Annotated in this window: 27 protein-coding genes and 1 pseudogene; 20 read left to right on the top strand and 8 right to left on the bottom strand. The window is 47.0% G+C overall.

Annotated elements, in window-relative coordinates; translation table 11 throughout:
* Window positions 1–154: 154 nt before the first annotated feature.
* On the top strand, window positions 155–346 hold the full coding sequence (locus AC3WT9_RS02775; protein ID WP_341093690.1) for a flavodoxin domain-containing protein: 192 nt from the start codon (window positions 155–157) through the stop codon (window positions 344–346).
* A 772-nt stretch (window positions 347–1118) separates the two neighbouring features.
* Here the strand turns inward: AC3WT9_RS02775 and AC3WT9_RS02780 are convergent.
* Entirely contained in the window at window positions 1119–1274 is a 156-nt protein-coding gene (locus AC3WT9_RS02780; protein ID WP_341093689.1) for a Gfo/Idh/MocA family oxidoreductase, read from the bottom strand.
* A gap of 80 nt (window positions 1275–1354) precedes the next feature.
* Here AC3WT9_RS02780 and AC3WT9_RS02785 point away from each other — a divergent pair, with 80 nt between their 5' ends.
* From AC3WT9_RS02785 to AC3WT9_RS02820, 8 genes are all read left to right on the top strand, one after another.
* On the top strand, window positions 1355–1882 hold the full coding sequence (locus AC3WT9_RS02785; RefSeq protein WP_341093688.1) for a GNAT family N-acetyltransferase: 528 nt from the start codon (window positions 1355–1357) through the stop codon (window positions 1880–1882).
* 422 nt (window positions 1883–2304) lie between these two features.
* Complete coding sequence (locus AC3WT9_RS02790) at window positions 2305–2808, top strand: hypothetical protein (RefSeq protein WP_342479933.1); 504 nt, start codon at window positions 2305–2307, stop codon at window positions 2806–2808.
* A 372-nt stretch (window positions 2809–3180) separates the two neighbouring features.
* Window positions 3181–3801 carry a TetR/AcrR family transcriptional regulator gene (locus AC3WT9_RS02795; RefSeq protein WP_341378820.1) on the top strand — a complete coding sequence of 207 codons (621 nt, stop codon included), beginning with the start codon at window positions 3181–3183 and terminating at the stop codon, window positions 3799–3801.
* Between the two features lie 33 nt (window positions 3802–3834).
* Window positions 3835–4308, top strand: coding sequence for a flavodoxin domain-containing protein (locus AC3WT9_RS02800; RefSeq protein ID WP_341378819.1), 474 nt, complete (start codon window positions 3835–3837; stop codon window positions 4306–4308).
* A gap of 221 nt (window positions 4309–4529) precedes the next feature.
* Window positions 4530–5333 (top strand): undecaprenyl-diphosphate phosphatase, encoded by an 804-nt coding sequence (locus AC3WT9_RS02805; protein ID WP_341378818.1) that lies wholly within the window; start codon window positions 4530–4532, stop codon window positions 5331–5333.
* A 165-nt stretch (window positions 5334–5498) separates the two neighbouring features.
* Entirely contained in the window at window positions 5499–6065 is a 567-nt protein-coding gene (locus AC3WT9_RS02810; protein WP_341093681.1) for a MarR family winged helix-turn-helix transcriptional regulator, read from the top strand.
* 108 nt (window positions 6066–6173) lie between these two features.
* The gene (locus AC3WT9_RS02815; protein WP_341093680.1) at window positions 6174–6683 is read left to right on the top strand and encodes a hypothetical protein; all 510 of its coding nucleotides are present in this window, start codon (window positions 6174–6176) and stop codon (window positions 6681–6683) included.
* Window positions 6680–7546: an SDR family oxidoreductase gene (locus tag AC3WT9_RS02820; protein WP_341378817.1), complete on the top strand. Its 867-nt coding sequence runs from the start codon at window positions 6680–6682 to the stop codon at window positions 7544–7546. The genes AC3WT9_RS02815 and AC3WT9_RS02820 overlap by 4 nt, the downstream gene beginning before the upstream one ends.
* A gap of 340 nt (window positions 7547–7886) precedes the next feature.
* Here the strand turns inward: AC3WT9_RS02820 and AC3WT9_RS02825 are convergent, their stop codons facing one another.
* Window positions 7887–8834: a Gfo/Idh/MocA family protein gene (locus AC3WT9_RS02825; RefSeq protein WP_341097693.1), complete on the bottom strand. Its 948-nt coding sequence runs from the start codon at window positions 8832–8834 to the stop codon at window positions 7887–7889.
* Between the two features lie 121 nt (window positions 8835–8955).
* On the opposite strand from AC3WT9_RS02825, the gene AC3WT9_RS02830 reads away from it, so the two are divergent.
* Window positions 8956–9912, top strand: coding sequence for a helix-turn-helix transcriptional regulator (locus tag AC3WT9_RS02830; protein ID WP_445935340.1), 957 nt, complete (start codon window positions 8956–8958; stop codon window positions 9910–9912).
* A gap of 134 nt (window positions 9913–10046) precedes the next feature.
* A complete protein-coding gene (locus AC3WT9_RS02835; protein WP_341093676.1) occupies window positions 10047–10748 on the top strand; it encodes a hypothetical protein in 702 nt (233 codons plus the stop codon).
* A 308-nt stretch (window positions 10749–11056) separates the two neighbouring features.
* Here AC3WT9_RS02835 and AC3WT9_RS02840 read toward each other — a convergent pair whose 3' ends face one another.
* Window positions 11057–12286, bottom strand: coding sequence for an MDR family MFS transporter (locus AC3WT9_RS02840; protein WP_341378815.1), 1230 nt, complete (start codon window positions 12284–12286; stop codon window positions 11057–11059).
* A 141-nt stretch (window positions 12287–12427) separates the two neighbouring features.
* Here AC3WT9_RS02840 and AC3WT9_RS02845 point away from each other — a divergent pair, with 141 nt between their 5' ends.
* From AC3WT9_RS02845 to AC3WT9_RS02855, 3 genes and pseudogenes are all read left to right on the top strand, one after another.
* Window positions 12428–14215 carry an ABC transporter substrate-binding protein gene (locus AC3WT9_RS02845; RefSeq protein ID WP_341378814.1) on the top strand — a complete coding sequence of 596 codons (1788 nt, stop codon included), beginning with the start codon at window positions 12428–12430 and terminating at the stop codon, window positions 14213–14215.
* 125 nt (window positions 14216–14340) lie between these two features.
* The gene (locus AC3WT9_RS02850; protein WP_341378813.1) at window positions 14341–14889 is read left to right on the top strand and encodes a hypothetical protein; all 549 of its coding nucleotides are present in this window, start codon (window positions 14341–14343) and stop codon (window positions 14887–14889) included.
* A 231-nt stretch (window positions 14890–15120) separates the two neighbouring features.
* Window positions 15121–15297, top strand: a pseudogene (locus tag AC3WT9_RS02855) (cation diffusion facilitator family transporter); the annotation flags it as partial.
* A 98-nt stretch (window positions 15298–15395) separates the two neighbouring features.
* On the opposite strand, the gene AC3WT9_RS02860 reads toward AC3WT9_RS02855, so the two are convergent.
* Together AC3WT9_RS02860 and AC3WT9_RS02865 are read right to left on the bottom strand one after the other, a co-directional pair.
* Entirely contained in the window at window positions 15396–15563 is a 168-nt protein-coding gene (locus AC3WT9_RS02860; RefSeq protein ID WP_341093670.1) for a hypothetical protein, read from the bottom strand.
* Between the two features lie 222 nt (window positions 15564–15785).
* Window positions 15786–16535, bottom strand: coding sequence for an SDR family oxidoreductase (locus AC3WT9_RS02865; protein ID WP_341378811.1), 750 nt, complete (start codon window positions 16533–16535; stop codon window positions 15786–15788).
* Between the two features lie 215 nt (window positions 16536–16750).
* Here AC3WT9_RS02865 and AC3WT9_RS02870 point away from each other — a divergent pair, with 215 nt between their 5' ends.
* Complete coding sequence (locus tag AC3WT9_RS02870; protein WP_341093668.1) at window positions 16751–17326, top strand: TetR/AcrR family transcriptional regulator; 576 nt, start codon at window positions 16751–16753, stop codon at window positions 17324–17326.
* A 421-nt stretch (window positions 17327–17747) separates the two neighbouring features.
* Window positions 17748–18968, top strand: a complete 1221-nt coding sequence (locus AC3WT9_RS02875) for an aminotransferase class I/II-fold pyridoxal phosphate-dependent enzyme (RefSeq protein WP_341378810.1) — start codon at window positions 17748–17750, stop codon at window positions 18966–18968.
* A 13-nt stretch (window positions 18969–18981) separates the two neighbouring features.
* On the opposite strand, the gene AC3WT9_RS02880 is transcribed toward AC3WT9_RS02875, so the two are convergent.
* The gene (locus tag AC3WT9_RS02880) at window positions 18982–20304 is read right to left on the bottom strand and encodes an outer membrane protein assembly factor BamB family protein (protein ID WP_341093665.1); all 1323 of its coding nucleotides are present in this window, start codon (window positions 20302–20304) and stop codon (window positions 18982–18984) included.
* 175 nt (window positions 20305–20479) lie between these two features.
* Here AC3WT9_RS02880 and AC3WT9_RS02885 point away from each other — a divergent pair, with 175 nt between their 5' ends.
* Window positions 20480–20836, top strand: a complete 357-nt coding sequence (locus AC3WT9_RS02885) for a hypothetical protein (RefSeq protein ID WP_341093663.1) — start codon at window positions 20480–20482, stop codon at window positions 20834–20836.
* Window positions 20837–21036: 200 nt separating this feature from the next.
* Here the strand turns inward: AC3WT9_RS02885 and AC3WT9_RS02890 are convergent, their stop codons facing one another.
* A complete protein-coding gene (locus AC3WT9_RS02890; protein ID WP_341093662.1) occupies window positions 21037–21987 on the bottom strand; it encodes an alpha/beta hydrolase in 951 nt (316 codons plus the stop codon).
* Between the two features lie 182 nt (window positions 21988–22169).
* On the opposite strand from AC3WT9_RS02890, the gene AC3WT9_RS02895 reads away from it, so the two are divergent.
* A complete protein-coding gene (locus AC3WT9_RS02895; protein WP_341093660.1) occupies window positions 22170–22313 on the top strand; it encodes a hypothetical protein in 144 nt (47 codons plus the stop codon).
* A 204-nt stretch (window positions 22314–22517) separates the two neighbouring features.
* Here AC3WT9_RS02895 and AC3WT9_RS02900 read toward each other — a convergent pair whose 3' ends face one another.
* A complete protein-coding gene (locus tag AC3WT9_RS02900) occupies window positions 22518–23813 on the bottom strand; it encodes an APC family permease (protein ID WP_341093658.1) in 1296 nt (431 codons plus the stop codon).
* Window positions 23814–23955: 142 nt separating this feature from the next.
* On the opposite strand from AC3WT9_RS02900, the gene AC3WT9_RS02905 reads away from it, so the two are divergent.
* Together AC3WT9_RS02905 and AC3WT9_RS02910 are read left to right on the top strand one after the other, a co-directional pair.
* Window positions 23956–24891, top strand: a complete 936-nt coding sequence (locus AC3WT9_RS02905) for a LysR family transcriptional regulator (RefSeq protein ID WP_341093657.1) — start codon at window positions 23956–23958, stop codon at window positions 24889–24891.
* A gap of 31 nt (window positions 24892–24922) precedes the next feature.
* The gene (locus tag AC3WT9_RS02910; RefSeq protein WP_341093656.1) at window positions 24923–25840 is read left to right on the top strand and encodes a tyrosine-type recombinase/integrase; all 918 of its coding nucleotides are present in this window, start codon (window positions 24923–24925) and stop codon (window positions 25838–25840) included.
* The last annotated feature ends 132 nt before the right edge of the window (window positions 25841–25972 follow it).

Consider the following 25972-nt stretch of genomic DNA (forward strand, 5'->3'; position numbering starts at 1 on the left):
CTTCAAACTCATTACCCATAGAATAGGGGCGGATATTATGAGGAATAGAACATTGATTATGTATGCCAGTAAATATGGATGTACAGAGAAGGCCGCAATACTTTTGAAATCCAGGCTTGGAGAGGCTGAGGTTATGAATCTAAAATAGGCCAGAGTGCCGGCCCTGGCTTCATATGACACGGTAATTCTGGGCAACTCCATCTACTTTGGCAAAATCCGCAAGGAAATGGCGTTGTTTACGTCCAAATATCAGCAGGAGCTGTTAAACAAGCGGCTGGGGATTGTTCGTCTATGCAGGAATGACAGGGGAGAAGGCGGAGGAGGAACTGAAGCAAGCTCATTCTGAGGTTTTGTACAACAGGGCATCTTCAAGGAGATCCTGGGTGATGAGATTGATCCGGAGAAAACATCAACATTGGACAGATGGATTCTGCGCAGGGTCAAGGGGAAGGGGCACGAAGCTGGAGCTGGATTATCGGTGGATAAGCTAGACAAATGCGTGCTTAAAATGTCCCGGAGTTGAGGGGAAGCAAGCCAATGGCAAGGAGTATCATACGGATGCGATGAAAGAGCAAAAGAGCGGCAGCAAGAACAGATGATTCTGTTCAAATATAAGGATGTATAGGTTTCTGCTTGAAGTGCTGCCGCTGTATTGATTTTGGGAAGGTCACGAATTCACATAATAATAATTATGTTAACAATCTTCCGGTTTTGTCTAAAAGAGATAAATCACGAGCCGTCGGCATCAACGAATAAGTCCCCTTTTTCCACATTACTATAAAAATTCATTATATGAATATTTCACAATAGAAAAATCAAAACCTAATGCTTCATCTAGCCCATTCGCCCACCTACAACACATATCTTTACCTAATCACAATCACCAGGAAAAAGGATGAAATCACATAACGGGCGGCAAAAGTCAACGGATTCAATCGCGATGTACTTCCATTCAAGTAGCAAGCTTTTTTCATAGAAATTGTTCGGGATTAGCGGGAATATCTACTTGGCCCTCGGAAGTATAGCGCTTTATACAAGTACTCATAGACGTAATCGAATATGATGAATTGATTGACGAGAATTCTGCGGCCGTATTGCTGCTCATCCGGGAGCATAGCCTATACATCTTCCGGTTCAAGGGCAACCGGCGTTTCGCAAAATACATGTTTGCCGCATCTCATCGCCTCCACAGTGTAAGTCTTATGCAGCGGAGAGGGCAGGCAGATATCTATTACATCCATTCTGGGATCAGACATAATGTCTTCTATCGACATATGGCCTGATTCCGGTAAACGGAGAGGGCGGTGCGCTTGCTCCAGAAGTGACAAAGTTATATGATGTGAAGTAAACGTGAATGGCAGAGGTGAACCTAATGGAGCTTGGAATCGAACTGGTTCCCAAGGAGCAAAAGCAGACGATCAGCAGACTCATGCAATTCTATCTGTATGACTTTACCCGTTACCTGGATCTTGAGGTAGACCGTGATGGCGGCTTTCCGGCGTATCCCGGACTTGAAGCTTACTGGAACAGCGGCAACAATAAATTCGCTTATTTGTTTACGGTGGATGGGCATATTGCCGGATTCGCACTGGTGGACCGTCTGCTTCGCAACCCGGAAGGGCAGTACTACATGACTGAATTTTTTGTGATGCAGAAATACCGCCGCAGCGGTGTAGGCACATGGGCAGCCCACCGGTTGTTTGATATGTTTCCGGGTGACTGGAAGGTGTCGCAGATCCGCGCCAATACGCCTGCCCGCAACTTTTGGCACCGGGTGATCGGCAGCTATACGCATGGAGAATTTAAAGAGCGCTTTAATCCAAAGCAAGGTAACCCAAGTCAGTACTTCAGTACATTAAGTATTAATAAGATTAAAAAATAAATTGCGCTTCACTCTAAGTGTTTTCATCCACAACGGTATATCTGATACTGTTTGAAATCGCAACTTTTGCTGTTTTCCAGCGTCTGGTAATTGAGGCAGTTTTAGATGGATATGACGAAACAATAATTGTGGATCGTCTGTATTGCGCTATCGTCTGCGTTATTTACGGGTTGTAAGAATGGTGATGACAAGCTTGCGAATATGCCTTCTGATGTAGCGCAAGAAGCGATTCAGACCGGAGTATCCTCAACTTCTGAACTCTCGCCAACGGCAGCTGCGAAGGACATACATAATTGAAGGGGAAGAAATCTCTGCTGATTTTTCCGCCCATCGGACCTTGCCGCTCGGAGTGTTGATGCCGGCGGAGGGCGTCTTTGTAGCAACTCCAGCACCTGCTTGGTCTGAAGAAATGGAGGGGTGAAATGAGATCACACAGATATTTTGGCATATGGATCGGCTTTATGTTACTGATTCTAATGGGCTGCAGTAAAGAACCTGCAAGGGATGAACAAACTGCATATGACTATGTTAAGGCGCAAGGCTATAAGATCATCTCTACAGAAGACGAGGCTTTTGAATACACGTTGACTAAAAAGCTGCTGTATGGAAGTCCAGAATCGACCCCTTATCAGCAGATGTGGGGTGTTCAAGCCGCTTCCCCGGATGATTATCTAGGGAAAAAAATAACCATTTATAAGTTCACCGTATCTAATCATCCGCTCGAAAAAATATATCTGACGGATACCACCAATGTTAACATCCTGATGGCCGATGGAGAAGTGATTGGCGGGACTTCGTTTCCGCTTAAAGAAGGCGAGTTGCTGATGGGAAGCGCCTATTCGCTGGACGGAAGGACGCTTGAAGAAGTGACAGGTCTAACCTTTAAGGAATGGTCTGACGATTGGAAAAAGAGGTACGATAATTAAACATCTATTTCATAAGGAGATTAGTCTGAAGCATCATTATCCACTATAGCTTGAGCAAGAGGCGTGATCCATACTTTATAGATCATGCGAGTGCTTGTAAACGTAACAGGCGTAAATTTGCTGATAACGGGGATGATGTAGCGTATTGGAGCGGATTAATTCATAGAGCAGTACATGGGCTAGCTTGGCATCGGTTGTTTTGTAGCCGCTGTAAAGTTAGCCTATTTCATTATATGCACCGCTGCTGATCCATTCAAAAGTTTTATACATGTTGACAATACGAGTTGTACAGATATATATTTGAATTACATATTGAACGTTGTTTAATAACATTACATTGTTTAATTAATCGGATTATTGAAAGGAGTCACCATGAGCAAAGAAGGCCGGCAAGAGCGTGAGCGGGAAGCTATGCGGATACTGATTCTGGAAACGGCAGGCCAATTAGTGGCCGAGAATGGAATACAGAAGCTGTCGATCCGCAAAATAGCTGAACGTATGGAGTATTCACCTGGGATTATTTATCACTATTTTGAGGGGAAAGAGGATATCATCGGGCAACTGCTGGAGCAAGGGTATCGCAATCTGCTTCAGAAACTGAACGCTGCCACGGCACATAACAGTGAAGAATTATTACCGGAGGAGGCGTTGAGCCGCTCTTTGTCGCAGTTTATCCATATGGCTATAGCGGAGGGGACACAATACCGCAATATATTGCTTAATGATTCTGCGGCAGTCCTCAGGCATACTGCGGTGCTGCATATGGGGGCTTCACAGGAACGGAAAGCAATCGGCATGCTGTGCGCAACACTCCGCAGGTTCAAGGGCTTGGGGTCACAAAGTGAGCGTGAACTGGAGCTGACTGCCCAAGTTATTTGGAGCGCAGCCTTCGGGTTGATTATCAGACTGACTGTGGAGAATCCCCCGGAGGAACAGAAGGAAGCCTTGATTTCACGTCATTTGCAGGCGATGCTAGCGATAGCATCAGGATAGTTCCATTCTGGAAGCTGACAAGGAGCGGGTATAATGAAGACATTGATTTTGTATGCCACTAAATACGGGTGTACGGAGAAGGCAGCCTATCTTTTGAAATCCCAGCTGCGGGGCGAAGTGGAAGCGATCAATCTTAAGTACGTCAAAGTTCCGCCGCTTACTGCGTATGACAATATTATTTTAGGCGGCTCCGTCTATTACGGGAAAATCCGCAAGGAAATGGCGCAATTCTCCCAGGAAAATAAGGAGATGTTGAAGAGCAAACGTCTCGGGCTGTTCATTTGCGCAGGCTTGAAGGGAGAGCAGGCGGAGCAAGAGCTCCGACTTGCTTTTCCTGAAGAATTGTACAGCAAAGCCCTTGTGAAGGAAGTATTCGGAGATGAGATTTACACCGATAAAATGTCCGCAGCGGACAAATTAATCCTCCGGCTTGCCAAAGGAAAGGAAAAAGGCAATACAGGGTTAGCTTTGGACAGGATAACGAGCTTTGCTCAGGCGATGAATTGACTAATAAAAGAAGACGAAGACGACTAGTTAACATAATCAATACTATGTTAACTAGTCGTCTTTGTTTAATGATCACTTATTCAATAGAGAATATGAGCAATGTGACAATTATGTCATACTAAATTGAATATTGTTATGTTAAGCGATGGGAATATAGATATGCTCCCCCTTATACTAGAAATTGTTGTACGAGCTTATTTTCGAAAGGGGGCTATCCACTGATGAGTGATGTAATTAAAGCAATCATACTCGGCATAATTGAGGGCTTAACTGAATTTTTACCGGTATCGTCTACTGGACATCTTATTTTAGCAGGCAATTTGCTTAGCTTTGAGGGAGACGCGGCAATAACATTTAAAATTGTTATACAGTTGGGTGCAGTGATGGCAGTTCTAATTCTTTATTGGAGGAGATATTTGAAGATTGGGGCTAATATGATTAGAATGGACTTTTCCAAAAGTAAGGGATTAAATGTCATTCATATGATTTTGGCTATGTTACCAGCATTAATCCTATATCTTCTCTTCAAGGACACAATAAAAAGCAAATTATTCGGCCCAACCCCTGTCTTGATCGGTCTAGTTGTGGGTGGAGTATTGATGATCATTGCTGCACGGAGTAGGAGAACTGAAACCGCTGATACGATTGATGGGATTAATTATAAACAGGCTTTCGGGATTGGCCTGTTCCAGTGTTTGGCATTGTGGCCGGGATTTTCGAGATCGGGTTCGACGATTTCGGGTGGTCTTTTGCTTGGCACTAGCCAAAAAGCCGCTGCAGATTTCACGTTCCTCATTTCCGTGCCTGTTATGTTTGGTGCAAGCTTGTTGGATTTGTACGATAGTCGCGATTTGCTGAATTCTGACGATTTTTTTCTAATGTTATTTGGCTTTATGACATCCTTTATTGTGGCAATGATTGCAGTAGTGACGTTTATCAAACTGATTAAACGGCTTCGATTGGAATGGTTTGCGCTATACCGTTTTGTCTTAGCAGCTCTTTTCTATTTTATCGTTATATTGTAAAGGATTAACGGGCAGGACTACATAACCAAATACAACTGTATAACTCCATTATATTTGGTATCATCTTCGGTTGATGAGGCCCCGCCTTTCTTCATATCTGGAAATTGTGTTGATGTGTTATTAAAATGTGTTGACACAAAAGTAATTAGGGACCATACTATATATATGAACAACAATAATAAAATAATAAATGACATTGACGCTATTCCATCACTTGTACAATCTAAGCGTCAGATTGATCGCTATAACCTAGACATAGACGCACAGGCTATACTCGTCGCGTCTAGGCTAATGGCAGCGGGAGCCAAGCTTGGGCATGCCTCGGAGATTCATTTCTCTAGATTCGGTTTATCAACAGGGCGATATCGTTTATTGGCAGATCTTGAAGACAACGAAGGAGAAGAGTTGCCTTCGCAATTAGCGGAGCATCTAGGCGTTACACGTGCTACAGTGACTGGTCTTATCGACATTCTTGAACGGGATGGCCTAGTTTCCCGGCGATTAAGCTCAGACGATGGCCGTCAGAGAACGGTCATTTTGACGGAAGAAGGAGCGAAGAAGCTCCGTGAAATGGCTCCTGAGCATTTCGCTTGGCTGGAAGCAATGGTGGGCTTACTTAATATCGAGGAGCGCAGCGTATTTCTTGACTTGCTAGGCCGAGTTACACAAGGCATCTCAGCACTTACGGGCGAACTAGGCCCGAAACCAAAAGGAAAAATCAGTAATGAGTAAAATGGGCTAGTGATGCTAGCCTATTTTTACTCTTATATAGTTAGGAACCTAATTATATTTCACTGAAAGCAATCATTGAACTATTTCAAAGAAGGAGGGAGCAACTAAATGAACCAGATGAAATACCCGAATCAGTCAGATGATGTTTACGGCATCAAGGCTGTTGGCTCCAAGAAAAAGACTTTTGTACTATGGCGTGAAGTTGTAATGGCCTATGCCGCTCCCGCCATCATGGCAGGTATCGGGGGATTGGTTAGTGCCAATAGGGGGCTTCAAATAGGGGCATTGACCACAATCGGCGGTGCATCGGCCTTGATGGCCTTGATGATTGGCCTTTTGTTGCGCAGCCGGGTGGGGCATATGCGATGGGTCATCGGTGCACCTCACTTGGTTGTGGTAGGGGTGTTCGCATTGGCCGGGTCCTCGGTTGGCCTATACGCTGCATGGGTGACATCTGTTTCACTAGAAATCATGATTCCAAGCTATCACTTGGCCTGGGCCGAACGTGTCTGGATCGATTTCCCGTTGTCTGGATTCATAGCAAGCACGATAGTGACATGGCGGTGGCGTCTTGCCGTCACAACTAATTTTTCATCCAAAAGGAGAAGAAAAAAATGATAGTTATTATGGGAGCAACAGGCACGATAGGCAGTGCGCTTTTGGAACGTTTGGTTGATCTAGGCGTACCTGTCAGGGCGCTGAGCAGAGAGCCAGAGAAGTTGCGTGATCAGATCGGAGAAAAAGGCCGATTGACTATCGAGGTCGCATGGGTGGAGGCTTCCGACCCAGAATCGCTGCGCCGCGCGTTTACAGGTGCTAGCCAGCTCTTCCTTGCTATGTCTAACAGTCCAAGACAAATCGAATTGGAAACTTCGATCATTCAGATTGCCGCCGAATCTGGAATCAAACACATCGTAAAAATATCCAGCCCTGCCTTTGAGCAGAGCTCTCCAGTGGCTGTGGCGGGCTGGCATCAAGAAATTGAGAAAACGCTGAGGGAATCGGGCCTCATCCACACCGTGTTGCGCCCTTATGCGTTCATGCAAAACTTAATGCGCCTTGCACCAACGATCACAACCCAAAATGTATTCTTTGGCTCCATGGGCGATTCACCGTGTAACTTCATTGACTGTCGCGATATCGCAGATGTTGCCGCAGAAGTCCTAACCAACCGCGAGGTATCAGGCCAAATATATACGCTTACTGGTTCGGAGATTTTCAGTTATCCCCAGATCGCGAGTCAACTATCCGCCCTGCTTAATCGGCCGATAAGTTACATCAACATGGAACCTCAAGTACTACTCCGTAATCTTATCGAGCACAGTCATATGCCTCCTTGGCTTGCGAACCACGTTGTGGAAATTCAAACCATGTCTACGGTGGTTCCAGAAAGTCCAAATGACACTGTGAAGCGCTTGCTCGGCAGAGAGCCACGCACGCTAGGCGCCTTTCTGCATGAGCGTGTAGAAAATTTCCGGTAGAGGCGGAGTCCATTTGTTTTGACATTTGTGTAGTTGGCAGCATTTTATTCCGATTTCAGACAGGTCATTAATCTAAAGGGAAACGATAGCTCAAAAAACAGCGGCAGTCTAGGACTTTATTTCGTCCATGGCTGCCGCCGTTTCTTTTATTTAGGTCTGATGCTTGTATTTATTAGATAATATTTCAACATATGAAAAATTCACAACAGAAACCCTTTACTACAGCGTTTCTTTGATACTCCAGAGCCATACCTTACACACACCGAACTTGCATACTAAACCCAGGAAAAAGACCGGGGCACAGCCCCGATCGTTAAAAATTAATTCACTGATTTCGTACTTAGTCTGTAGAGCCGGTTAACCGCTGCTTCAAATCAAGCGCTATTTCCATGGACTGGAGTGCTAGATTCAGCGAAAGGACGGATTCCGAGCCGTCTTGTAAACAGTGAATCGCATGCTGGAGGCTTAGCTTGTATGGATCCTGTTTCTCCAGAACGATCTCTTGCTTGCCGGCCTTGCTGTATTCATACAATGCAGAATCGATGTTTCCCTGCATGTCATCACTTTCATGAAAGACCAGCTTTGCCTGTTCAAAGTAAGCCTCATATCCAACTGTAAAGGGGTAAGAATCAGGCATAAACGAAGAAACGCTAACTTCCGCCGAGACCCCGGATTCCTCAAAGGATACACGGACCAGTGCTTGTTCCTCCTTGCCGCCATTTGTTCCCCATACGGAGGAGGGAGCAGTTGAACCCAGCAGCCAGGTGATGAAATCCAGCTCATGGATCATCAGATTTGTAGGGAGGGTGCCAAGCCCCAGATTCCCCCAAAGTGGTGGGGTTTCTCTTTTGACAGACACATGCAGCAGCTTGCCATACTTCTCCTGTTGTGTGGTTTCATACAGATATTGATAGGCCGGATCAAATTTGATGAACTGATTGACGAGAATTCTTTTCCCATATTGAAGCTCAGCCTCTCTCATTGCCGTCGCATCTTCTAAACTTAGCACAACCGGAGTTTCACAAACTACATGTTTGCCGGCTTTCATTGCCTCTAGAGTGTATTTCTTATGTAGTGGGGAAGGTAGACAGATATCAATGATATCCAGTCTGGAATCTTGCATAATGTCCTCTATTGACGATGTGATCTCAACCCCAAGCTCTTCCTTCAGCTTATGCAGCTTGTCTTCGTTCCTCCCAAAGATGACAACCCGGTCAATGCTATCCAGTTTCTTTAATATGGCGGCATGATATGCTCCGAAACCTGTTCCTAATATACCAATATTCATTTGCAGCAGCTCCTTCTCTCTGATATATTTCATAGTACACTGCTATTGTTGACAACAGAGTGGCAAGAATTCGAGAAGCTTCAAACCCTAATAATTTCGTGGGCAGGACAGGAGTGAATATATGCGCTTGCATCGCTTGATTGGGATATTGTTACTGGTAGAATCCAGGGGGAAAATGAAAGCAAGTGACTTGGCGGCCGCACTAGAAACCTCGGTACGATCCATTTATAGAGACATAGACGTTCTGGCGGAGGCTGGAATTCCCATGATATCTGCACCTGGGCCGAGTGGCGGGATTTCGCTAATGGAGGGCTACACGGTCAACCTGCGGCAGCTGCACGGGGACGAGATGGTTCAGCTCTATTTAACGGGAATGGGCTTTCAATCAGGAAGGAACAGCGAATCGGGCCTCAAGTTGAGGAACGCGTTATTAAAGCTGGAAAAGTCCTTGCCAGCCGCTTATCAGGAGGATATCCGCAAAGCCCAAAATGTCTTTTATTTCGATGATACCCCTTGGTGGACGGAACGGAATGCGGTGCCGTGTCTGGAGACTCTGCGTGCTGCGCTGTGGAAATCACAAAAGATTAGCGTTCAATACCGAAAGGTCAATAACGAAATTTCTTCCCGGTTACTGCTTCCCTACGGCCTCGTAGTCAAACAAGGGGCTTGGTATCTGGCCGCTTATTGCGAGGAGGCAGAGGGCATGCGCACCTTTAAATGCGAGCGGTTCGAAGCGGTACAATTACTGGAGGAAAAATATAGAATTCCGGCGGAGTTTTCTTTGGAGAAGTATTGGAGCAGCGGGGAGGAGAGCTTTAAACAAAGCCGGAGGGCTGAAGAACACTATCCGGTGGTCCTTCGCATAGAACAGGGTAAGCAGGAACTTGTTAACGGGCTTGAGGTTATGCAAAAGGGTGAAGAGGATGGATTTCTCCTGTTGACTGTAAATATGTACAGCTATGAGAATGCCTGTCTGAAGGCGCTGGCGCTGCTCACCGATATCGAGATTCTTGAACCGCCCCTACTCAGAGAGTACATTAAGCAGAAAATAACTGCTTTGCAGCATAAGTATCTATGATCAAGCTCTGCAAATAGTTACTGGAATTTAAATGATTTGCAACTAAAATTACACATTATCCTCTAAAGCTTATGCGATAATTTAAGCATTGACATTTTATCAATCCTATTGGGGGCAGTGCGAGGAGGAGTAATGTGAACAAGATTGCTAGCGCTGTAGCAGCAGGGGTTATTTTACTTAGCGGATGTACAACGGACAAGTCACAGAATGCGGAGCAGAATAATAGTACAGGTAATCATAAGGTTCTTTTGACGGAAGATAAAGCTCAGAAAATCGCTGTGTACGGGGTCAGCAAGCCGGAGAGCGGCTACTCCCCGTTGACTGTTCAACTCGATAATGAGTCCAGAGATTATGAATGGAGCAATACCTCCAACCCCTCTTTTTATCCGAAGGTCATCCTCAGTGATTTGAACGGCGTAGAGGGAGATGAAATTGCTGTTGTACTTACGACAGCTACTGGTACAGGTGTACGTGAATCGGAGGTTCATGTGTTGACTGCTGATTTTACAGAGATTCCGGTTTCCGATCCTAAAGACAGTGTAAGAAATGAAATTTCCTCTGTGCTGCAAAAGGGAAACGGCGAGCGGGAATACACGATCTCAGTTTCTGGCAAGGATTATCCTTTTAAGTTCAATGAAAGTGATGCAGGTATATGGTTTGATCAACCGGTTGTCGGAAACATTGTCAGATACTTCATTCAGGATCATGTCCTTACGGCTGAACTGTCTATCCAGATTTCCCCCGGGATGTTCATTGGCAATGTGTTGATGAGATATGCTTATGTGAACGGAACTCTTGAACCGGATGACATTGGTTACCAGAAAGAAAGTTTATGAGAATAAGGTTACATAAATAATATTATGTAAACTATAGTTGAGGGAGATTGGATTTTGTTCAGAGATATTGAACATGCGTGGAACCCGACTCAAGAGGAAATTAAGAGATGGGCAAGTATCTTAAAACTAGGATTTATCGTTCAAAACATTTGATAAGCTATCCGCAAGAATATGATTACGACTACTGGGGGCTATTTTCAAAGTATGTCTTTAATGTGTGATTAAACGAACAAATTCCACTCTGCGTGTGCAATGTTCATCATTAGTAAACCCGGACAAGCTTCTAAGCTTATCCGGGTTTTTGGTTACTATACGTTTACATCACCAGCGCCCATTTCTCTGATCTTGAGTCGTTTGTGGGCTGTAATGAGGAACGGCAGCCCCAAGGCGGTGGTTAAGGCCAGGGGCACAAAGACAGCCGGTCCATTTGCGGCGCCGAATTGATCCAGCAGCAGCCCCCCCAGGATAGGAGCTATTACATTGCCGAGATTATTAAAGCCTATGGTTCCGAAATATGTACCTTTCCATTCCGGTTTGGCAATCCGGTCAATGAGCATGTCCATCATTGTAAAGAGCAGTACCTCGCCAATGGTGAACAATACGACACTGAACATCAGCAGTGCCACTCCACCGGCAATTCCGAACAGCAGCAGGCTCAGCGCTACGCAAAGATTCCCCAGAATCAAAGGGACAATCGGTGAGAATCGGCTTGCCGTGCGGACAATCGGGTACTGGACCACCAGTACAGTTACGGCATTTAGGGACAGCATATAGGAGAAGACCTGTCCTCCGTTCGTGAAATGGGTATTCATTGCTAAATACTGGGCCAGTGTGGAACTGAAATGCCCATATCCCAGTACACAGAAGATTGTACCCAGCAGTACGGGCAGGAATACCCGGTCCCGGGTGGTCGTTGCCAGTGCTTCGCGCAGCTTTGGAGCACGGACTTCGGAACGCTGCGGAAGAGTGGAATGATGGATGCGGAACTGCATAAACAGCACAAGCCCATAAGCGATATACACAATTCCGGCAATCAGAAACGGGAAGGTCGATTTTGCAGATCCCAGCTGCAGGCCAATAATCGGACCAAAAACAACACCCAGATTGACGGCGGCGTATCTTAAATTGAACACGAGCAGTTTATGGTCCGGTGGGGTAATATCCGACAGTAAGGCGCGAGAAGTAGGTTCAAATACGGCACGACATAGGCCGTTTAGGGTATTAACCAGGAAGAATACCCATAAATGCTGGGCGGCAGAGAAGCCGAAGAATACACAGGCCCAGCCGAAGACCGAGACCAGCATTACGATTTTACGCCCGATAACATCGGAGATATAACCTCCATAGAAACTGATCAGCACGCCAGCCAGTGAGCTGACAGCTACCGTAAAGCCTGTCTGGGTCGCGGAAGCGCCAAGCACCTGGGTGAGATAGATGGATAAGAAGGGGATGCTCATGGAGGTAACCAGGCGTCCAAACATTGTCCCGATAATAATGGTCCAGGCTAAGGGATGGATGTGCTGCAAATGTTGTTTCATATAATGTGAATCTCCTACTCTGGTTGCTGAATTTTTAAACCTGCTAATCAAAGCTGCTTTATGTATAATTGTAATGATAAAAGGGGGAAGTAAAAGTGTAAGGATTGCGTTCCCCGTTTCACCTTTAAAGGAGCATGGATCATGGACAATAACGTTACACATTATTTACGGGTTGCCTCAGAGATTAATAATCCCTTTACTATACATGTGCCTATTCCGGTGACAATTGAGCTGCTGGCATCTGTGCTGTGCTGCACGCCACGCAACGTGAAATTTATTCTGCGCAAGCTCGAGGAGAAGGGGTTCATCCAGTGGCAGGCAGGACGGGGAAGAGGCCACACCTCGGCGATGACTTTTTTACGCACTGTGGAAGAGATATTGGAGAATTATCTTTTGGAGCTGATTAGCAGCGGGAAGATAAAGCAGGCAATCGAGTTAATTGGGCTGCCTGAGGTCAAAGGTCCGCTAAAGGATAGGTTATTAACCTTGTTAAATAGACAAATGGGCTATCAGAGCGAGACAGAATCGACTACAGGACTTGATGTCCTGCGGATTACCCGCAACCGCAGCATGGAGAAGCTTGACCCCGCTTTTGTGTACACAGCTTTTGAAGCCTATCTGATCGGACAAATCTGCAGTACTTTAGTTACATATGATGCCGTCAGTGATTCCTTTCATCCGGCTCTGGCCCATATGTGGGAAGCGAATGAGGACCATACCAGCTATATCTTCTATTTGCGCAAAGGTGTTCGATTCCATCACGGCAGGGTGATGACCTCGCGGGATGTGAAAAGTACGCTGCAGCGGCTGGTGGAGCTGGACAGTTCGGCATTATGGCACTTTCGGGGGATTGAAGAAGTAGAGCTTGAGGGGGATCACCGGATCCGCTTCAATCTATCATCTCCCAATCTCTTTTTTCTTCATCTCTTAAGCTCCATTCACATGTCGATTCTGCCCTTTGATGCTGATAATGACCAGGAACCCCTTGGAACAGGTCCCTACCGGCTGATGAATTTGAATGAAGATGTGCTTGTGCTTGCAGCCTTTGATGATTACTACAGCATTCGTCCGCTGTTGGACCGGGTCGAAATCTGGTATTTGCCGGATCAGGGCTCCGGTACACGCCAATACCAGCTGCCGGATGCCGCCGTTTCAGGCTCCTATTCGGATGGTTGCTCCGGCAACAGTATTGATTACCCGGCGCTGGGTTGCAGATATATCATCGTGAATTTTCGCAAAGAGGGCATTCAGCACAATCTGCTTTTTCGCCAGGCGATGCGTCTTCTTTATGACCCTTCTGCGCTGATCAGGGAACTGGGCGGTAACCGGATTACACCGGCAGACAGCTTCCTGCCTTGGAATAGCCGCCGCATAATCTGGAAAGAGCATTCACTTGAAGAGGCGGCAAAGCTGCTGGAATCCAGCGGGTACAGCGGAGAAGAGATAACGCTTGCTTATGTTCCCAGAAAGGATGAGCTTGAAGAAGCTGAGTGGCTGCAGCAGCGTGCGGAGCGAATCGGTCTGCATATTTGCCTGATATCCTACAAGGAATACAACATGGAGGAAGTCAAGCAGCAGGCGGATTTCCTGTTTGCGGAAGAGGTACTCGAAGATGATTGGCAGTGGGGAATGATTAATTACTTTGTGAACAAGTCCAACCATCTGCACGCGTTGCTTCAAGACAGTCAGCGGGATCAATTACAGCGGGAACTGGAGCATTTTGCAGAACTGCCTGCAGAAGGCAGAGGCGAACTTCTGGAGCGGACGGAAGCGATTCTGCGCGAGAATTGTTGGGTCCTCTATGGCTGTCATATGAACAAAAGAGCCCAGCTGAATCAGAGTCTGTTCGGCTTGCATACGGGATCTTTTGGTTTTCTGGACATCTCCAGGCTGTGGATCAAACCGGGTTTCCCCGAGACCCGTATGTGAAGCATGACTAACCTGGCAATTAAAACAATAAAACAGGAAAGAAAAACCTGGTAATTTCTCTTTATTGCATCTGCTCCTGCTTATATCATTAGGCATATTACTGATGGAAAAGGGAGGGCCTTATATTGTCCAAGCTGACTGCCCGCAAAAAAATAGCATTTCGTTTACTTGGAATCTTACTTGCTTCCGATGTACTACTTGTCCTTCTTGGACTGTTGGATTATTCGCCTGGACCGCGGCTTCACCCATCGGGGGGATATATTGTCCTTTATCATGTAATCCTGCTAAGTGTGTCTCTGGCTCTGCTCCAAAAACAGCTGCTCCTGTTCCCGACAGTTTCCTTAATCCTGTTGTTGTTCGGGGTGAAATACTTCTGCTCGTCGTTTATGGGCTGGCAATATGAATATTTGCATTCCCCCCGGAATCAAGAGTTGCTGGTTGTGAAATACCGGATCGCTACACTAGGGGAAAGCCAATATTTCGCAGAATTTTACCGGAGCCGGTATTTTGGATTATTCATGCATAAGCTGAAAAACCAGGACTACTCGGTTATGATTCGGGGTGAGGATCGGGATCCGGAGAACGTGCTTGGGCTGAGCAGCCCTACCTGGAAGCATGAGCGGGAAGTGATTCTGGATACGGCAAGCGGGGAGCGTACCATCAGATTGTATTGAAATGAGCGTGTAGCAGAAGAGAACAGGTTAATTCAATGCCTCCCCTGCCAGTGATAGAATTTGGCCGCAACGGGTTAATTAGAACCATAGACCAACTGCAAAAGGCCAAATCAAATCACTTGCGGCAGATAAAGCCGAATGAGGTGCAAACGGGAGTTTGATCAAAAAAGACAATAAATCTTCAGGCTCGGCTGCCATCGGCAATACATGCATTGCTGTGGTGAAGGGAATTACCATGTAGAGGGACTGATTGAGCTGAGACGGGGAATGACACTTGCCGACGCAGATGATATCAAGTTCAAGGTAAGGGACAAGCTGCTGGCCGACCCGCATATCTCGGATGTTACTCTGGGAATTCTTGAAGATAACAGTGTCCGCAATTGGGTGCCCCAGCATGAATTGAATTAATTAGAAGAACAAAGGGGAGTGCCGCAACACCGGCACTCCCCTTTGTTCTTCCTGTCTTATGATTCAGAAAGAAGATTACTTTCTCCGGCATAATCTTCTCAACCTGCTTGTTTGCCCTCGCATTTCTTGCAGACATTAAGCTTCTCGCCGGTAACACCTTTGCCGATATAGAGCAGCTTGATTCGCGTACTGCCACAGATCGGGCAGGTTCCTCTGCTCCGGGAGGGAGTCCGCCATAATGCTTTGCCGCGTTTGTTCTTAGACATATTCTGTTCCACCTTCGCGCTTGATATCTTATCGTATGCCCAAATTGAGGGCAGCGTGAAAGGAACGAAGGGAGAAAGAGGTGTCTATTAATATTAATGCAAAGGACCTGTCGCTATTGAGATCAAAATAAACGATAATTGAACGGGCCGCAAGCCAAGCCATTTCTGAGTCAAAGCGCTTGATGCCGGGGTTACTGGCAGATTCAAAGAATTATAGGTGGATCAATGAATCTTTGGAGGTTTAGACTTCATCGTATCGTTAAACTGGGTCACAAAAACACCTTCATTCGGGCCAGGATTATTTCGAAACATTTTTGCTTCTTCAACCAGAACTTCATCCGTATCCGTACCAAGTACCTTTATCGTTTCTTCAATGAATGATGCAAGTGGCATCGCACGCGGTTCATCGTTGTTGCTTTGAACCCATGGTGGCACAATTTCTAATACTTTTACCGTTGTGTCTTTAAGCATGTACCGTTGGGACAGCGTATAGGTGTGAAGTGCTGCCTTCGTTGCGGAATATAGAGCAGTCGCCGCTAATGGCATAAATCCAAGTATCGAAGTCGTGTTGATGACAACCGCTTCTTCTTTGGACTTCAAATGCTCGATCAATGCAGAAGTCATACGAATTGGACCTAGCAAGTTTGTCTTGACAGTCGAAACCAAAACATCCTCATCAATCACGCCCGCCGCGTCATCGGACTGGATGATGCCGGCGTTGTTAAACAAAACATTTAAATCCGGGTGTTCTTCGATTAACTGCTTAGCGGCCGCCTTTATGCTGGCAGGATCTTGTACATTCAATTCCACTGCGGATATGCCGGGATTCGCTTTGATTGTCTCCTCCAGACGTTCTCTACTCCGACCAGCGATAATAACTTTATTCCCAAGATTGTGGAGAGCTTCTGCTAATGCACGTCCAATTCCCGAACCGCCGCCTGTAATGAAAATCGTGTTTCCTGTAAGTTTCATTTTGTAAACCCTCCTGATTTCTTTTAAATTAAAATATCGATTTTTTGTATACCTCCTCTTAAATTGAACATGTGTTGAATTAATAACATATGTTTTATATAGTGAATGTACCAGAGCGATAAATGGTGTTCAATGGTTAAAATAAGCTCGGTTGTTGATTTTTCAACAGAGGACTTCGATGTGTTCATTCTGTATGGGATAAAGGGGAGAAGGATATGGACAGGCGTATTCAAAAATCGAGGCAAGCGATTTTTGATGCTTTTATGAGGCTGATGTCAGAAAAGGAATTCGAGAGCATAACGGTCAATCAAATTGCTGAGGAAGCGAATGTCAATCGAGGAACGGTGTATTTGCATTTCAATGACAAGTACGATTTGCGCGATCAACACATGGAAGCTCAGATTAACCAGTTACTACGCAATTGTATGTCTGAAGATGATAAGATGGTTCATCTCCCTTCCAAAACTACGCTATTACGCACGTTTGAATATTTGGAGCAGCATGCTCCTTTCTATTCCTTAATGCTGACGAGCAAGGGAAACACGGTTTTTCGAAACCAAATGGAGACAATGTTTCGGCAAAGACTGAACGAGCATCTGGATTCGATCAAACTCGATGGGGAGTTGAACAGGGACATTACGGTCCAATTTTTAATTTCAGCGGCAGTGGGTGTATTGGAATGGTGGATAATCCGTTCGATGCCGTATCCGGCATCGGTCATGGTTGAACAATTTTGGGATTTGCTGAACCGAGGTGTCGAAGGACAACAACATGGTGCTATTTCAGATTAGATAACGATCTAAATTTATAATATAAGAACGTGCCTAAATAAAAGCTTATTGTATTTGGTAGTGTTAACGCAAATATTACGGCTAAGGGTACAAGTTCTTATCCTTCACGCATTGTGAAATGATGTCAGAGAAATCCAAATGATTGCCGCAATTGAGATTTAGAGAGTATATGCAAATAGTCTATTTAACGCCAAAAAAAACAGCGTATAACATAAATTATACGCTGTTTCATCTGAGATCCATTTTAATAGGTTCATCTAACCATGTGGTTGTGCCGATTTGAGGGATGGTATTGGTTTAACAAGGTTTTTAATCTATATTATGGTTTAATTGTTTGCAACCTCCTGATGTGAGCTTTGTGTAAAACCGGGTGAAAGAAATCATGCTATACTAATTGGAAAAACAGCTGGGGGTTTTGATTTTGACAGAAAGCAGTTCCAAACGGGGATGGCGATCGGATAAACTATCGAATTTAGGTTCCTCCATATTTTCCGAGGTATCCGAATGGAAAGCAGAAGCACGGAGGTCGGGCATTGAGGTCATCGACCTTGGGATCGGCAGTCCGGATCAGGCACCTGCTCTTGAGATTCGCCAAACGTTAAGTGATGCAGTTCTCAGGGAGAACAGTTATTCCTATCCCGCTTCCAAAGGAAGTGACTTGTTCCGCAAGCAAGCGGCAGCCTGGATGAAATGGCGGTTTGATGTTGAAGTGGATGATGAGGAAGAGCTGGTGGCGCTGATGGGTTCACAGGACGGGCTGGCCCATCTTGCTTTGTCCATTTGCAACCCCGGAGATTTGGCGATTGTCCCTGATCCGGGGTATCCAATTTATTCCGGCTCACTGGCGATTGCAGGGGTCAAGGCCTGGCAGCTCCCTTTGCTGGAACAAAATGACTTTCTGCCTGATCTGGACAGCATTCCTGATGAGATATGGCAGCAGGCGGTTTTTATCCTGCTCAGCTTTCCCGGCAATCCGATTGCGGTTACGGCCGATCTGGCTTACATGGAGAAACTGATTGCATTAGCCGGGAAATGGGAGGTGCTGGTTATTCATGATTTGGCGTATTCGGAGATGGGGTTTGACGGCTACCGTCCGTTAAGTATCCTGCAAGTACCTGGAGCCCTAGAGACGGCGGTTGAATTTCATTCGTTCTCCAAGAGTTTTAATATGGCCGGATGCCGCGTTGGTTTTATGACCGGCAACCGCCAAGCTGTTGGCGCACTCCGTGAACTGAAGAGCAATGTAGACTATGGGGTATTTAATCCGGTACAGGAGGCTGCGGTATGTGCGCTGGAGCTGGCGATGGCTGGAGGTGGGGAACTGGAGGTGGCTCCGCTCTATGAGCATCGGCGCGATGTGTTCATTGAAGCTTTGTCTTTGGAAGGCTGGTCTGTTGTTAAGCCCAAAGCAACAATGTTTGTCTGGGCACGGCTTCCGGAAGCTTGGGGAACTCCAGGTGAAGTTGGCCGATCACGCAAGTTTGCTCAAGAGCTGCTGCTGAAGACTGGTGTTGCTGTAATCCCGGGGGATGCTTTTGGTTCGCAGGGAGAAGGGTTCGTCAGAATCGCGCTGGTTGAAGAAGAAAAGCGGCTCCTGGAAGCTGCCCGGAGAATCGGGGAGTTTCTTCGCAGGAACCGCTAAACGTAAAGATCATTTACTGCAATTCTTTAGGCAAGGCTACGGCCAGCAATTTACGCTCTGTCGGGATCAGTGCGATTCCTTTTTCGATCGTAACATTGCCAAAATAGTGGTAGCCGGCTCCGGTTTTGATAATCCCGTACAAGGCTCCGGTATCCGCATGATTAATGGAGAGGTACCCGTTCTCGTAAATGGCGAAAACAGCCTTGCCAACCCGCTGCAGACGTTCAACCTTGCTTGCCGGATTGTTGAAATTCACAACACGGTCATTCTTAAGATTGACTCCGGTGATTTGGGTTCCTTTTTGAAAAAATGCCATTCCGTTTGTAGGGCCGGCCAGCCATCTGCCATAGCTTTCATAGCTTTTTTCCGCTGTTTCTTTGTCCTGGCTGCGTGTAAACCGTGTTAGCGTATATTCATCTTTATCAAGATTTCCAACTACCGTGTAGATATATGGATTCTGAATGGAAGTGTAGTAATTGCTCATTCTGTCAATGTCATTCAGAGGCTTGTAGTCTTCTTGGCCTGATATTTTGCCTGTTGCCGGGTCCAATTGGACCAGTGTTAATACATGACCCGCAACAGGGGTGGTTTCAGCATCATAATGTTCTTTTACTTGTTTCCGCAGCAGCAAATGTCCATCCTGAACACCCACATATTCGTAAAAGCCTTCTGTTCTCCATAACTTCTTGCCAGTAGCAAGATCTAGTCCGAAAAATTGTGTGCGTATATTATCTACGGTGCTGGAGACGACGAGTGCGCCTTTATATTCTCCGTAAATGGTCCCTACATACATGGGAATATCCGTATTCTCCCAAATTTTCTTTCCTGTAACCGGATGGTAGACAGCTACACCGCCACGTTCATTGGAGAAATATATTTTTCCGTTAATCAGACGGACCTGAGCACCAATTTCTATGGGGAACTTTGACACTTTCACCTTCCACAGCAGTTTCCCCGTGTCAGCGGATACTTTTACGAGTTGTTCGTTATTGTCAATAAAAAAGACGGAGTTGTTCGTCACGATCTGAGGCTCCCCGCCATTTTTGTAGGACCATTTCACTTGGCCGGTAGCTATATTTTTGGCGTACAGTGTAGGGTAGGCGGAGTAATAGAGGATACCGTTCAAGATAGGCAGTTTGTCATACATGCCAATGCCGTCCGTTGTTGTGGACCACTTTAAGGGGAGTGAGGTGTCCTTGGCGGGTTTCACAGAAGTGGCGCTGGCGGATGCTGCATAGGCGGTATCAGTGGCCGTTCCTTGCAACGTTAGGGTGGTACCGGATGACAATAGGGAAACAGCGAGAAGTGATGTGAGAATTGTTTTTACTTGTGGCAAAAGAGTCATCTCCTTGTGAATGTTCATATTTAGTTAGACGTATAAATGCTCATTAAGTTTCTAAAATAAGGAAGTTGTTTATTAGTTAACATAATAATTAATATGTAAATAAGTAATTCAACCGGTCCAGATTGGGGTAATAAGGGGCAACTAAGATTTTACAGGAGGGCTTGTTATGGGATTCAATTTTGGAGGATTCGGTGAGAAAATACAAGGTCTGGTGGATACGGTTAAAGAAGGCGGAGTGGGCGATCTGCTGCAAAAGCTGCCACTAGATCAGCTGCCGCTGGATCAATTGATGGAGAAACTCCCTTTGGATCAGTTGCTGTCAGGATCGTTTCTGCAACAGTTTACGCCTTTTGAGTCACTGCAGGAGCTGCTGCAAAGCGGAGGTTTCTCTGCATCTTCGGCGGAGGATTTGAAATCCCTGCCCCAGGATCAGTTGAATGAGCATGTCAGTCATACGACTTCCTTCAGTTCGTTGAAGGACATGCTGACCAAAGCGGCGGAATTTTACAGTCAGCGTAAATAACAATCGGAACTAACCCAGGCTACAGCTTCAGCGGATTTGTGCGGGAAGGCGGTTAAATATTTTATTTGTAAAAATAACTGCTGAGCAGCTGCACACTTTACTGAAATTAAGCCGTTTTTAAGGCATCAGGCCAGCTTCGGAATACACCCGAAGCTGGCCTGATTTCACGTTACATATATCTTGTCTTGTTTCTTTCAGCACTACTGCCGCAGCCACGCTGTTGCTAAGAGCAGTGCTCCTTTATTAGCATTCGTGTCCGCGAGCGCATTCAGCATGACAAAGTCATGGATGATGCCTTGAAACCGTACCGCTGTTACCGTTACGCCCGCTTCACGCAATTTGGCGGCATAGGCCTCGCCTTCATCCCGCAGTACATCGGCTTCTCCCGTAATAATCAGGGCTTCCGGCAAACCGCTGAGCTGCTCTAGGCTGGCCCGCAGCGGGGAAGCGGTAATCTGAGCCCGTTCCTGCGGATCTGTTGTATATTGATCCCAAAACCACTTCATCCCTTCACGCTGGAGGAAATAACCTTCGGCGAACTGGTGATACGATTCCGTATCGAATGAAGCGTCGGTTACCGGATAAAACAGCAGCTGCTTGCTGATTGCCGGGCCTTTGCGTTCTTTGGCCATCAGCGTGATGGCCGCAGTCATATTGCCTCCGACACTGTCACCAGCTACAGTTAATCGACCCCTGTCAAGACCATGTTCGGAACCATGATTGGAGATCCATTCCAGCACCGCATAAATTTCCTCAATTGCTGTAGGATACTTAGCTTCCGGGGACAGGCTGTATTCCGGAAAAACAACGGCCGCATCCGCGCCGGCGGCCAGTTCACGAATGAGCCGGTCGTGAGTATGGCTGTTACCGAATACCCAACCGGCACCGTGAATGTATAAGATAACAGGAAGTGATGAAGCAGAAGAGTTAACCGGACGAACAATTCGGATCGGAACCTCACCTTTGGGTCCACCGGGAACAGAGAGATCCTGGATATCGGTCTCCGGTTTTTTTATTTCACCGGATTGAACGGTATCCACCGTTTCTCGGCCCTTTTCAGGACCGAGGTCTGGAAGGAAAGGGGGCTTTGCATTGTCATCGGCAAACTTCTGCGCTGCCGGTTCGAGAACGATCTTTTTATTTTCGGGCATGTTTATCGTCTCCTTTAATGAAATATGGGTTCTATCTCTCTTCAATCCATAACCGTATGCGGCCTTCCTGAAACGAAACGCGTAGCAGTCCCCGTTAACCTCCCTAAAACTTTTAGCCCAAAAGCGAACGGTTTGCTAGGGATAAAGCGTATATTCATTGACTAACCGGGGAGGAAGAACGATTGAAAGACTATCCGATCACTGAACAGCAGGCCAATGAAATGTTCGAAGAGCATTCCGCATACGATTCCGCTGAAAGTATTGCCCTGCAGAGTGAAAGTGACCAGCTGCTGTGGGCGGCGGTCGCTTGTTTAGAATCAGCGTAAAGTCGTTACCCTTCATTTATTATGCCGCACTTCCACTGCCGGAAACCGCCTCAGTCAGCAGAGATTCGCTTACATTCCAGTTGATCTTCCCGCTTGCGCATCCTTTCCGTTATTTGGACAGTCCCTTCAAAAGAAAACAGGCCGCACCTTCCTTGCCCAGCAAAGAGGATGCGGCCTGCTCTATTCAAGGGTCCTGTGCGCCGACTAACGATGTTCCAGTGTCTGAGAGTAACCGCTGCCGGAGCTGCGTTTATTGCCCAACACGGCGACGACGATAAAGACGATCGTAATCAGCAGCGGATACAGTATTGCCCACCCCGTAAATGGAAACACCGCCAATGTGGCGATAAAAGATATCCAGCTGATCGTTACTCCAAGCCTGTTGCCTTTGAGCAGCCGGATTCCGGCTGCGCAGCCTCCAATGTACGTCAGGATGAAAGTGGCATTGGGGAACTGGATCAGCGTGGTGATGGAGAGCAGGCCACTGCCGTAAAGGAGCAGTACTGCAGCAAAACAAAGCAACAAGAAACCAATAGCCCCAGTGGGCGTCTTGTACCGGTTGGACAGGCGTCCCATCCACTTGGGAGCATAGCCCTGACGGGACAAGGCAAAGGCCACCCGTGATGCAGCGCTGGAATAGGCGATAATCGTCGCGGTGCAGATGAACAGGCCGGTAAGACCGGCGATGAAGCCGCCCCATGCGCCAAGCGGCTGGCTGATGATCCAGACGAGCGAGGAATCAGCGCCTCCACGGAGGTAGCTTTGGGTTCCAACTGTAGCCAGCGCGGATAAGAAATAGAGCACCCCTACGATAATAGCGGCGATGGTGACCCCCTTAACAGCTGCACGCTGCGGGTCCTTGAACTCTTCTGAAAGATGGGAGACTGCCTCCCAGCCGATGAAACACCAGAAGAGAATAGCTGCCGCCTGCCCGATGCTTAACCAGCCACGGGGAACAAAAGGCGTGAAATGCGTGCTTTCCATGCGGGGGAGTGCGGTGGCAAACGAGAATACCAGCACAGCAATGATTGCGATTACGACGGCAATTTGTACTTTGCCTGCGACCTGCATGCCCATCCAGTTCGTGATCAGGCCAATGGCCAGCATCACGGCGGCGATAGCGATTCGGGCTCCATCTCCCCAGCCCATGGCGGCCGTCATATACCCGGCTCCTGTCAGCGCAGCCACAGGTCCGCCAATGGGCACCGACATCAGGAAGAACCAGCCCACCAAGGCTCCGGCCTTGGGACCGAAGGCCAAAGTGACGAAATGGGACACACCTCCGGCATTTGGGAATTTAGCGGAGAGGAGACCCATAGACAAAGCCAGAGGCAGAATCAGCAGGGTCATGAATCCCCAGGCCAGCAGGGAAGCCGGACCGGCCATTTCCGCGGCCAGTCCGGGTACGATTAATATACCTGAACCAAGCACAGCTCCAATGTATAGGGCAATGGCTTGCGGCATACCGATGTTTCGTTGCAATGTATGAGTTTCCTTCATAAATAAGATCCCGCTTTCCTTTTACCTTGAATTTAGTTATAGAGTATCAGATAATGTATCCATAGGAAAAACGGGAAATTTGAATATTATCCATTCGAAAAACCGATGATACATTCCTTCCGGGAAGGTTGGTGAGAGTCATATGGAATCGCGGCATTTATTTACGTTTCTAGTAGTCGTAGAGGCAGGCAGTTTTACCCGTGCTGCTCAAAAGCTGGACTATGCCCAGTCCAGTATTACTGCGCAAATTCAAGCGCTGGAGGCAGAGCTTGGCCAGCCTTTGTTTGACCGCATCAGCAAAAAAATTATTCTGACCGATGCCGGCCGCCGCCTGCTGCCTTATGCGCAGGAAATTCACCGGATGCACTCTTTGGCCCAGAATGCCCTGCGTGCAGAGAATGAAGTATCGGGAGTCCTGCGGATTGGTGCGCCAGAATCGCTGGCCGCCTTCCGTCTGCCGGGCATCATTAAGGAATTCCGCGGGCAATATCCGCAGGTTCAAATCACACTGAAACCAGGCGTCTGCTGGGAGCTGGCAGAGTCCGTCCGCTCCGGTGAGCTGGATTTGGCTTTTCTGCTGCAGCCGGAGGCGGAATATAAAGACTTGTGCAGTGAAACATTGATTCATGAAGAGATGACGCTTATTGCACCGCCGGATCATCCTTTGCTACAGCAGGAGAGTGTCGAACCGCAGCACCTTAAGAATGAAACCATCCTGTTTACAGAAACAGGCTGTACTTACCGGATTTTGTTTGAGCGTCATTTGAACAGCCAGGGGGTGTTTCCCGATCCTAAGCTGGAATTCTGGAGTATCGAGGCGATCAAGCAGTGTGTCATGTCCGGCCTCGGCATCTCATTCCTGCCGCTGATTTCGGTAAGAAGCGAGCTGGCCGCCGGCAAGCTGGCCCGGCTGAACTGGAATGATGAATCGCAGCGGGTTGCTACACAGACTGTCTACCATCTAAAGAAATGGAAATCGCCGGCACTTCAGGAATTTTTGCTGACGGTAGAGAAACATGCGGCAATGTGGAGAAGTACAAATACAAATGAAGGTGTATTAAATTCCGTGGTACAATAAGTTGTTGAAATCATGGGGGAGGAGGACATACATGAACAAATTGGGGCCTGACTATGAAGAAGAGCTTGAGGCCTTTCTGATCTGGATGAAGGATGCCGGATTTACAGCGTACACACAGAAATCCTATCTTGCTGATGTGCGGGAGTTTCTTGGGAGCCTGAATGGCAGAAGTCTGGAATCCGTTAAAAAGCTTCAAGTAGTATCCTATCTGACCTCGGTCCGTGAACGCGGGGTAAGTGATGCGACGCGTAACCGCAAGCATGCCTCGGTTAATTGTTTGTTTAAGGCACTCATCGAGCTGGAATTGCTGACAGCCAATCCGGCGGCCGGGATCAAGAAATCCAAAACCGAAAAAAACCGTGAGCCGGTCTATCTGGATGAAGTGGATCTGCAGCGGTTTTTGTCTGCTGTAGAAGGCAAATACCGGAGCCGCAATTTGGCTGTTTTCTTACTGATGTCCTATATGGGGTTGCGGGTGGGGGAAGTCCATACGCTGAATTTGAGTGATTATAATGCAGAACGGCGTACACTGCGTGTATTTGGCAAAGGACGCAAATGGCGCAATGTGCCAGTGCCGGAGGATGTCGCCCCTTTTCTGCAGCAAGCCTTGAACGAACGTCTCACCCCTTGGCTTAGCAAAGAGGAGGCGATGTTTATCTCTCAGAAAGGACGCAGACTCTCGATACGGGGAATACAGGGCATAGCTGCAGACACCTTTAGCCGTTTTCAGCAGGAAGTGCCGATGGTTCACCGCCGGCCGTACTCCAGCCATAAGCTGCGTCACTCCTTTGCCACAATGCTGCTGCGCAAGGGGGCGGATTTGCGTACTGTGCAGGAGCTGCTGGGACATTCGTCCATACAGACTACAACGGTTTATACGCATATTACAAGCCGGGAGAAGGAAGAAGCCATGTCCAGGCTGCAGATTCAGTTTCCGCAGAAGAACTAGAAAAATCATTATTTCGAATTGTTTACATAACTAATAATATGTTAATTATATCTTGTTTTGTACAATTGCCAGCTTAAACACAGATATGTGGTCATTTTGGAAGTGGATGCAGAATTCGCATCCTATCTTGAG

It is taken from the genome of Paenibacillus sp. EB106-06-01-XG199, assembly GCF_058791575.1.

What these genes read in the sequence shown, in the direction of transcription:
- AC3WT9_RS02885 (WP_341093663.1), top strand. Translation starts at nt 20,480, where the DNA reads ATGGGATTCAATTTTGGAGGATTCGGTGAGAAAATACAAGGTCTGGTG.
- AC3WT9_RS02910 (WP_341093656.1), top strand. Translation starts at nt 24,923, where the DNA reads ATGAACAAATTGGGGCCTGACTATGAAGAAGAGCTTGAGGCCTTTCTG.
- AC3WT9_RS02905 (WP_341093657.1), top strand. Translation starts at nt 23,956, where the DNA reads ATGGAATCGCGGCATTTATTTACGTTTCTAGTAGTCGTAGAGGCAGGC.
- AC3WT9_RS02810 (WP_341093681.1), top strand. Translation starts at nt 5,499, where the DNA reads ATGAACAACAATAATAAAATAATAAATGACATTGACGCTATTCCATCA.
- AC3WT9_RS02825 (WP_341097693.1), bottom strand. Translation starts at nt 8,834, where the DNA reads ATGAATATTGGTATATTAGGAACAGGTTTCGGAGCATATCATGCCGCC.
- AC3WT9_RS02785 (WP_341093688.1), top strand. Translation starts at nt 1,355, where the DNA reads ATGGCAGAGGTGAACCTAATGGAGCTTGGAATCGAACTGGTTCCCAAG.
- AC3WT9_RS02790 (WP_342479933.1), top strand. Translation starts at nt 2,305, where the DNA reads ATGAGATCACACAGATATTTTGGCATATGGATCGGCTTTATGTTACTG.
- AC3WT9_RS02820 (WP_341378817.1), top strand. Translation starts at nt 6,680, where the DNA reads ATGATAGTTATTATGGGAGCAACAGGCACGATAGGCAGTGCGCTTTTG.
- AC3WT9_RS02830 (WP_445935340.1), top strand. Translation starts at nt 8,956, where the DNA reads ATGCGCTTGCATCGCTTGATTGGGATATTGTTACTGGTAGAATCCAGG.
- AC3WT9_RS02860 (WP_341093670.1), bottom strand. Translation starts at nt 15,563, where the DNA reads ATGTCTAAGAACAAACGCGGCAAAGCATTATGGCGGACTCCCTCCCGG.
- AC3WT9_RS02805 (WP_341378818.1), top strand. Translation starts at nt 4,530, where the DNA reads ATGAGTGATGTAATTAAAGCAATCATACTCGGCATAATTGAGGGCTTA.
- AC3WT9_RS02800 (WP_341378819.1), top strand. Translation starts at nt 3,835, where the DNA reads ATGAAGACATTGATTTTGTATGCCACTAAATACGGGTGTACGGAGAAG.
- AC3WT9_RS02870 (WP_341093668.1), top strand. Translation starts at nt 16,751, where the DNA reads ATGGACAGGCGTATTCAAAAATCGAGGCAAGCGATTTTTGATGCTTTT.
- AC3WT9_RS02795 (WP_341378820.1), top strand. Translation starts at nt 3,181, where the DNA reads ATGAGCAAAGAAGGCCGGCAAGAGCGTGAGCGGGAAGCTATGCGGATA.
- AC3WT9_RS02900 (WP_341093658.1), bottom strand. Translation starts at nt 23,813, where the DNA reads ATGAAGGAAACTCATACATTGCAACGAAACATCGGTATGCCGCAAGCC.
- AC3WT9_RS02865 (WP_341378811.1), bottom strand. Translation starts at nt 16,535, where the DNA reads ATGAAACTTACAGGAAACACGATTTTCATTACAGGCGGCGGTTCGGGA.
- AC3WT9_RS02780 (WP_341093689.1), bottom strand. Translation starts at nt 1,274, where the DNA reads ATGTCGATAGAAGACATTATGTCTGATCCCAGAATGGATGTAATAGAT.
- AC3WT9_RS02890 (WP_341093662.1), bottom strand. Translation starts at nt 21,987, where the DNA reads ATGCCCGAAAATAAAAAGATCGTTCTCGAACCGGCAGCGCAGAAGTTT.
- AC3WT9_RS02840 (WP_341378815.1), bottom strand. Translation starts at nt 12,286, where the DNA reads ATGAAACAACATTTGCAGCACATCCATCCCTTAGCCTGGACCATTATT.
- AC3WT9_RS02845 (WP_341378814.1), top strand. Translation starts at nt 12,428, where the DNA reads ATGGACAATAACGTTACACATTATTTACGGGTTGCCTCAGAGATTAAT.
- AC3WT9_RS02815 (WP_341093680.1), top strand. Translation starts at nt 6,174, where the DNA reads ATGAACCAGATGAAATACCCGAATCAGTCAGATGATGTTTACGGCATC.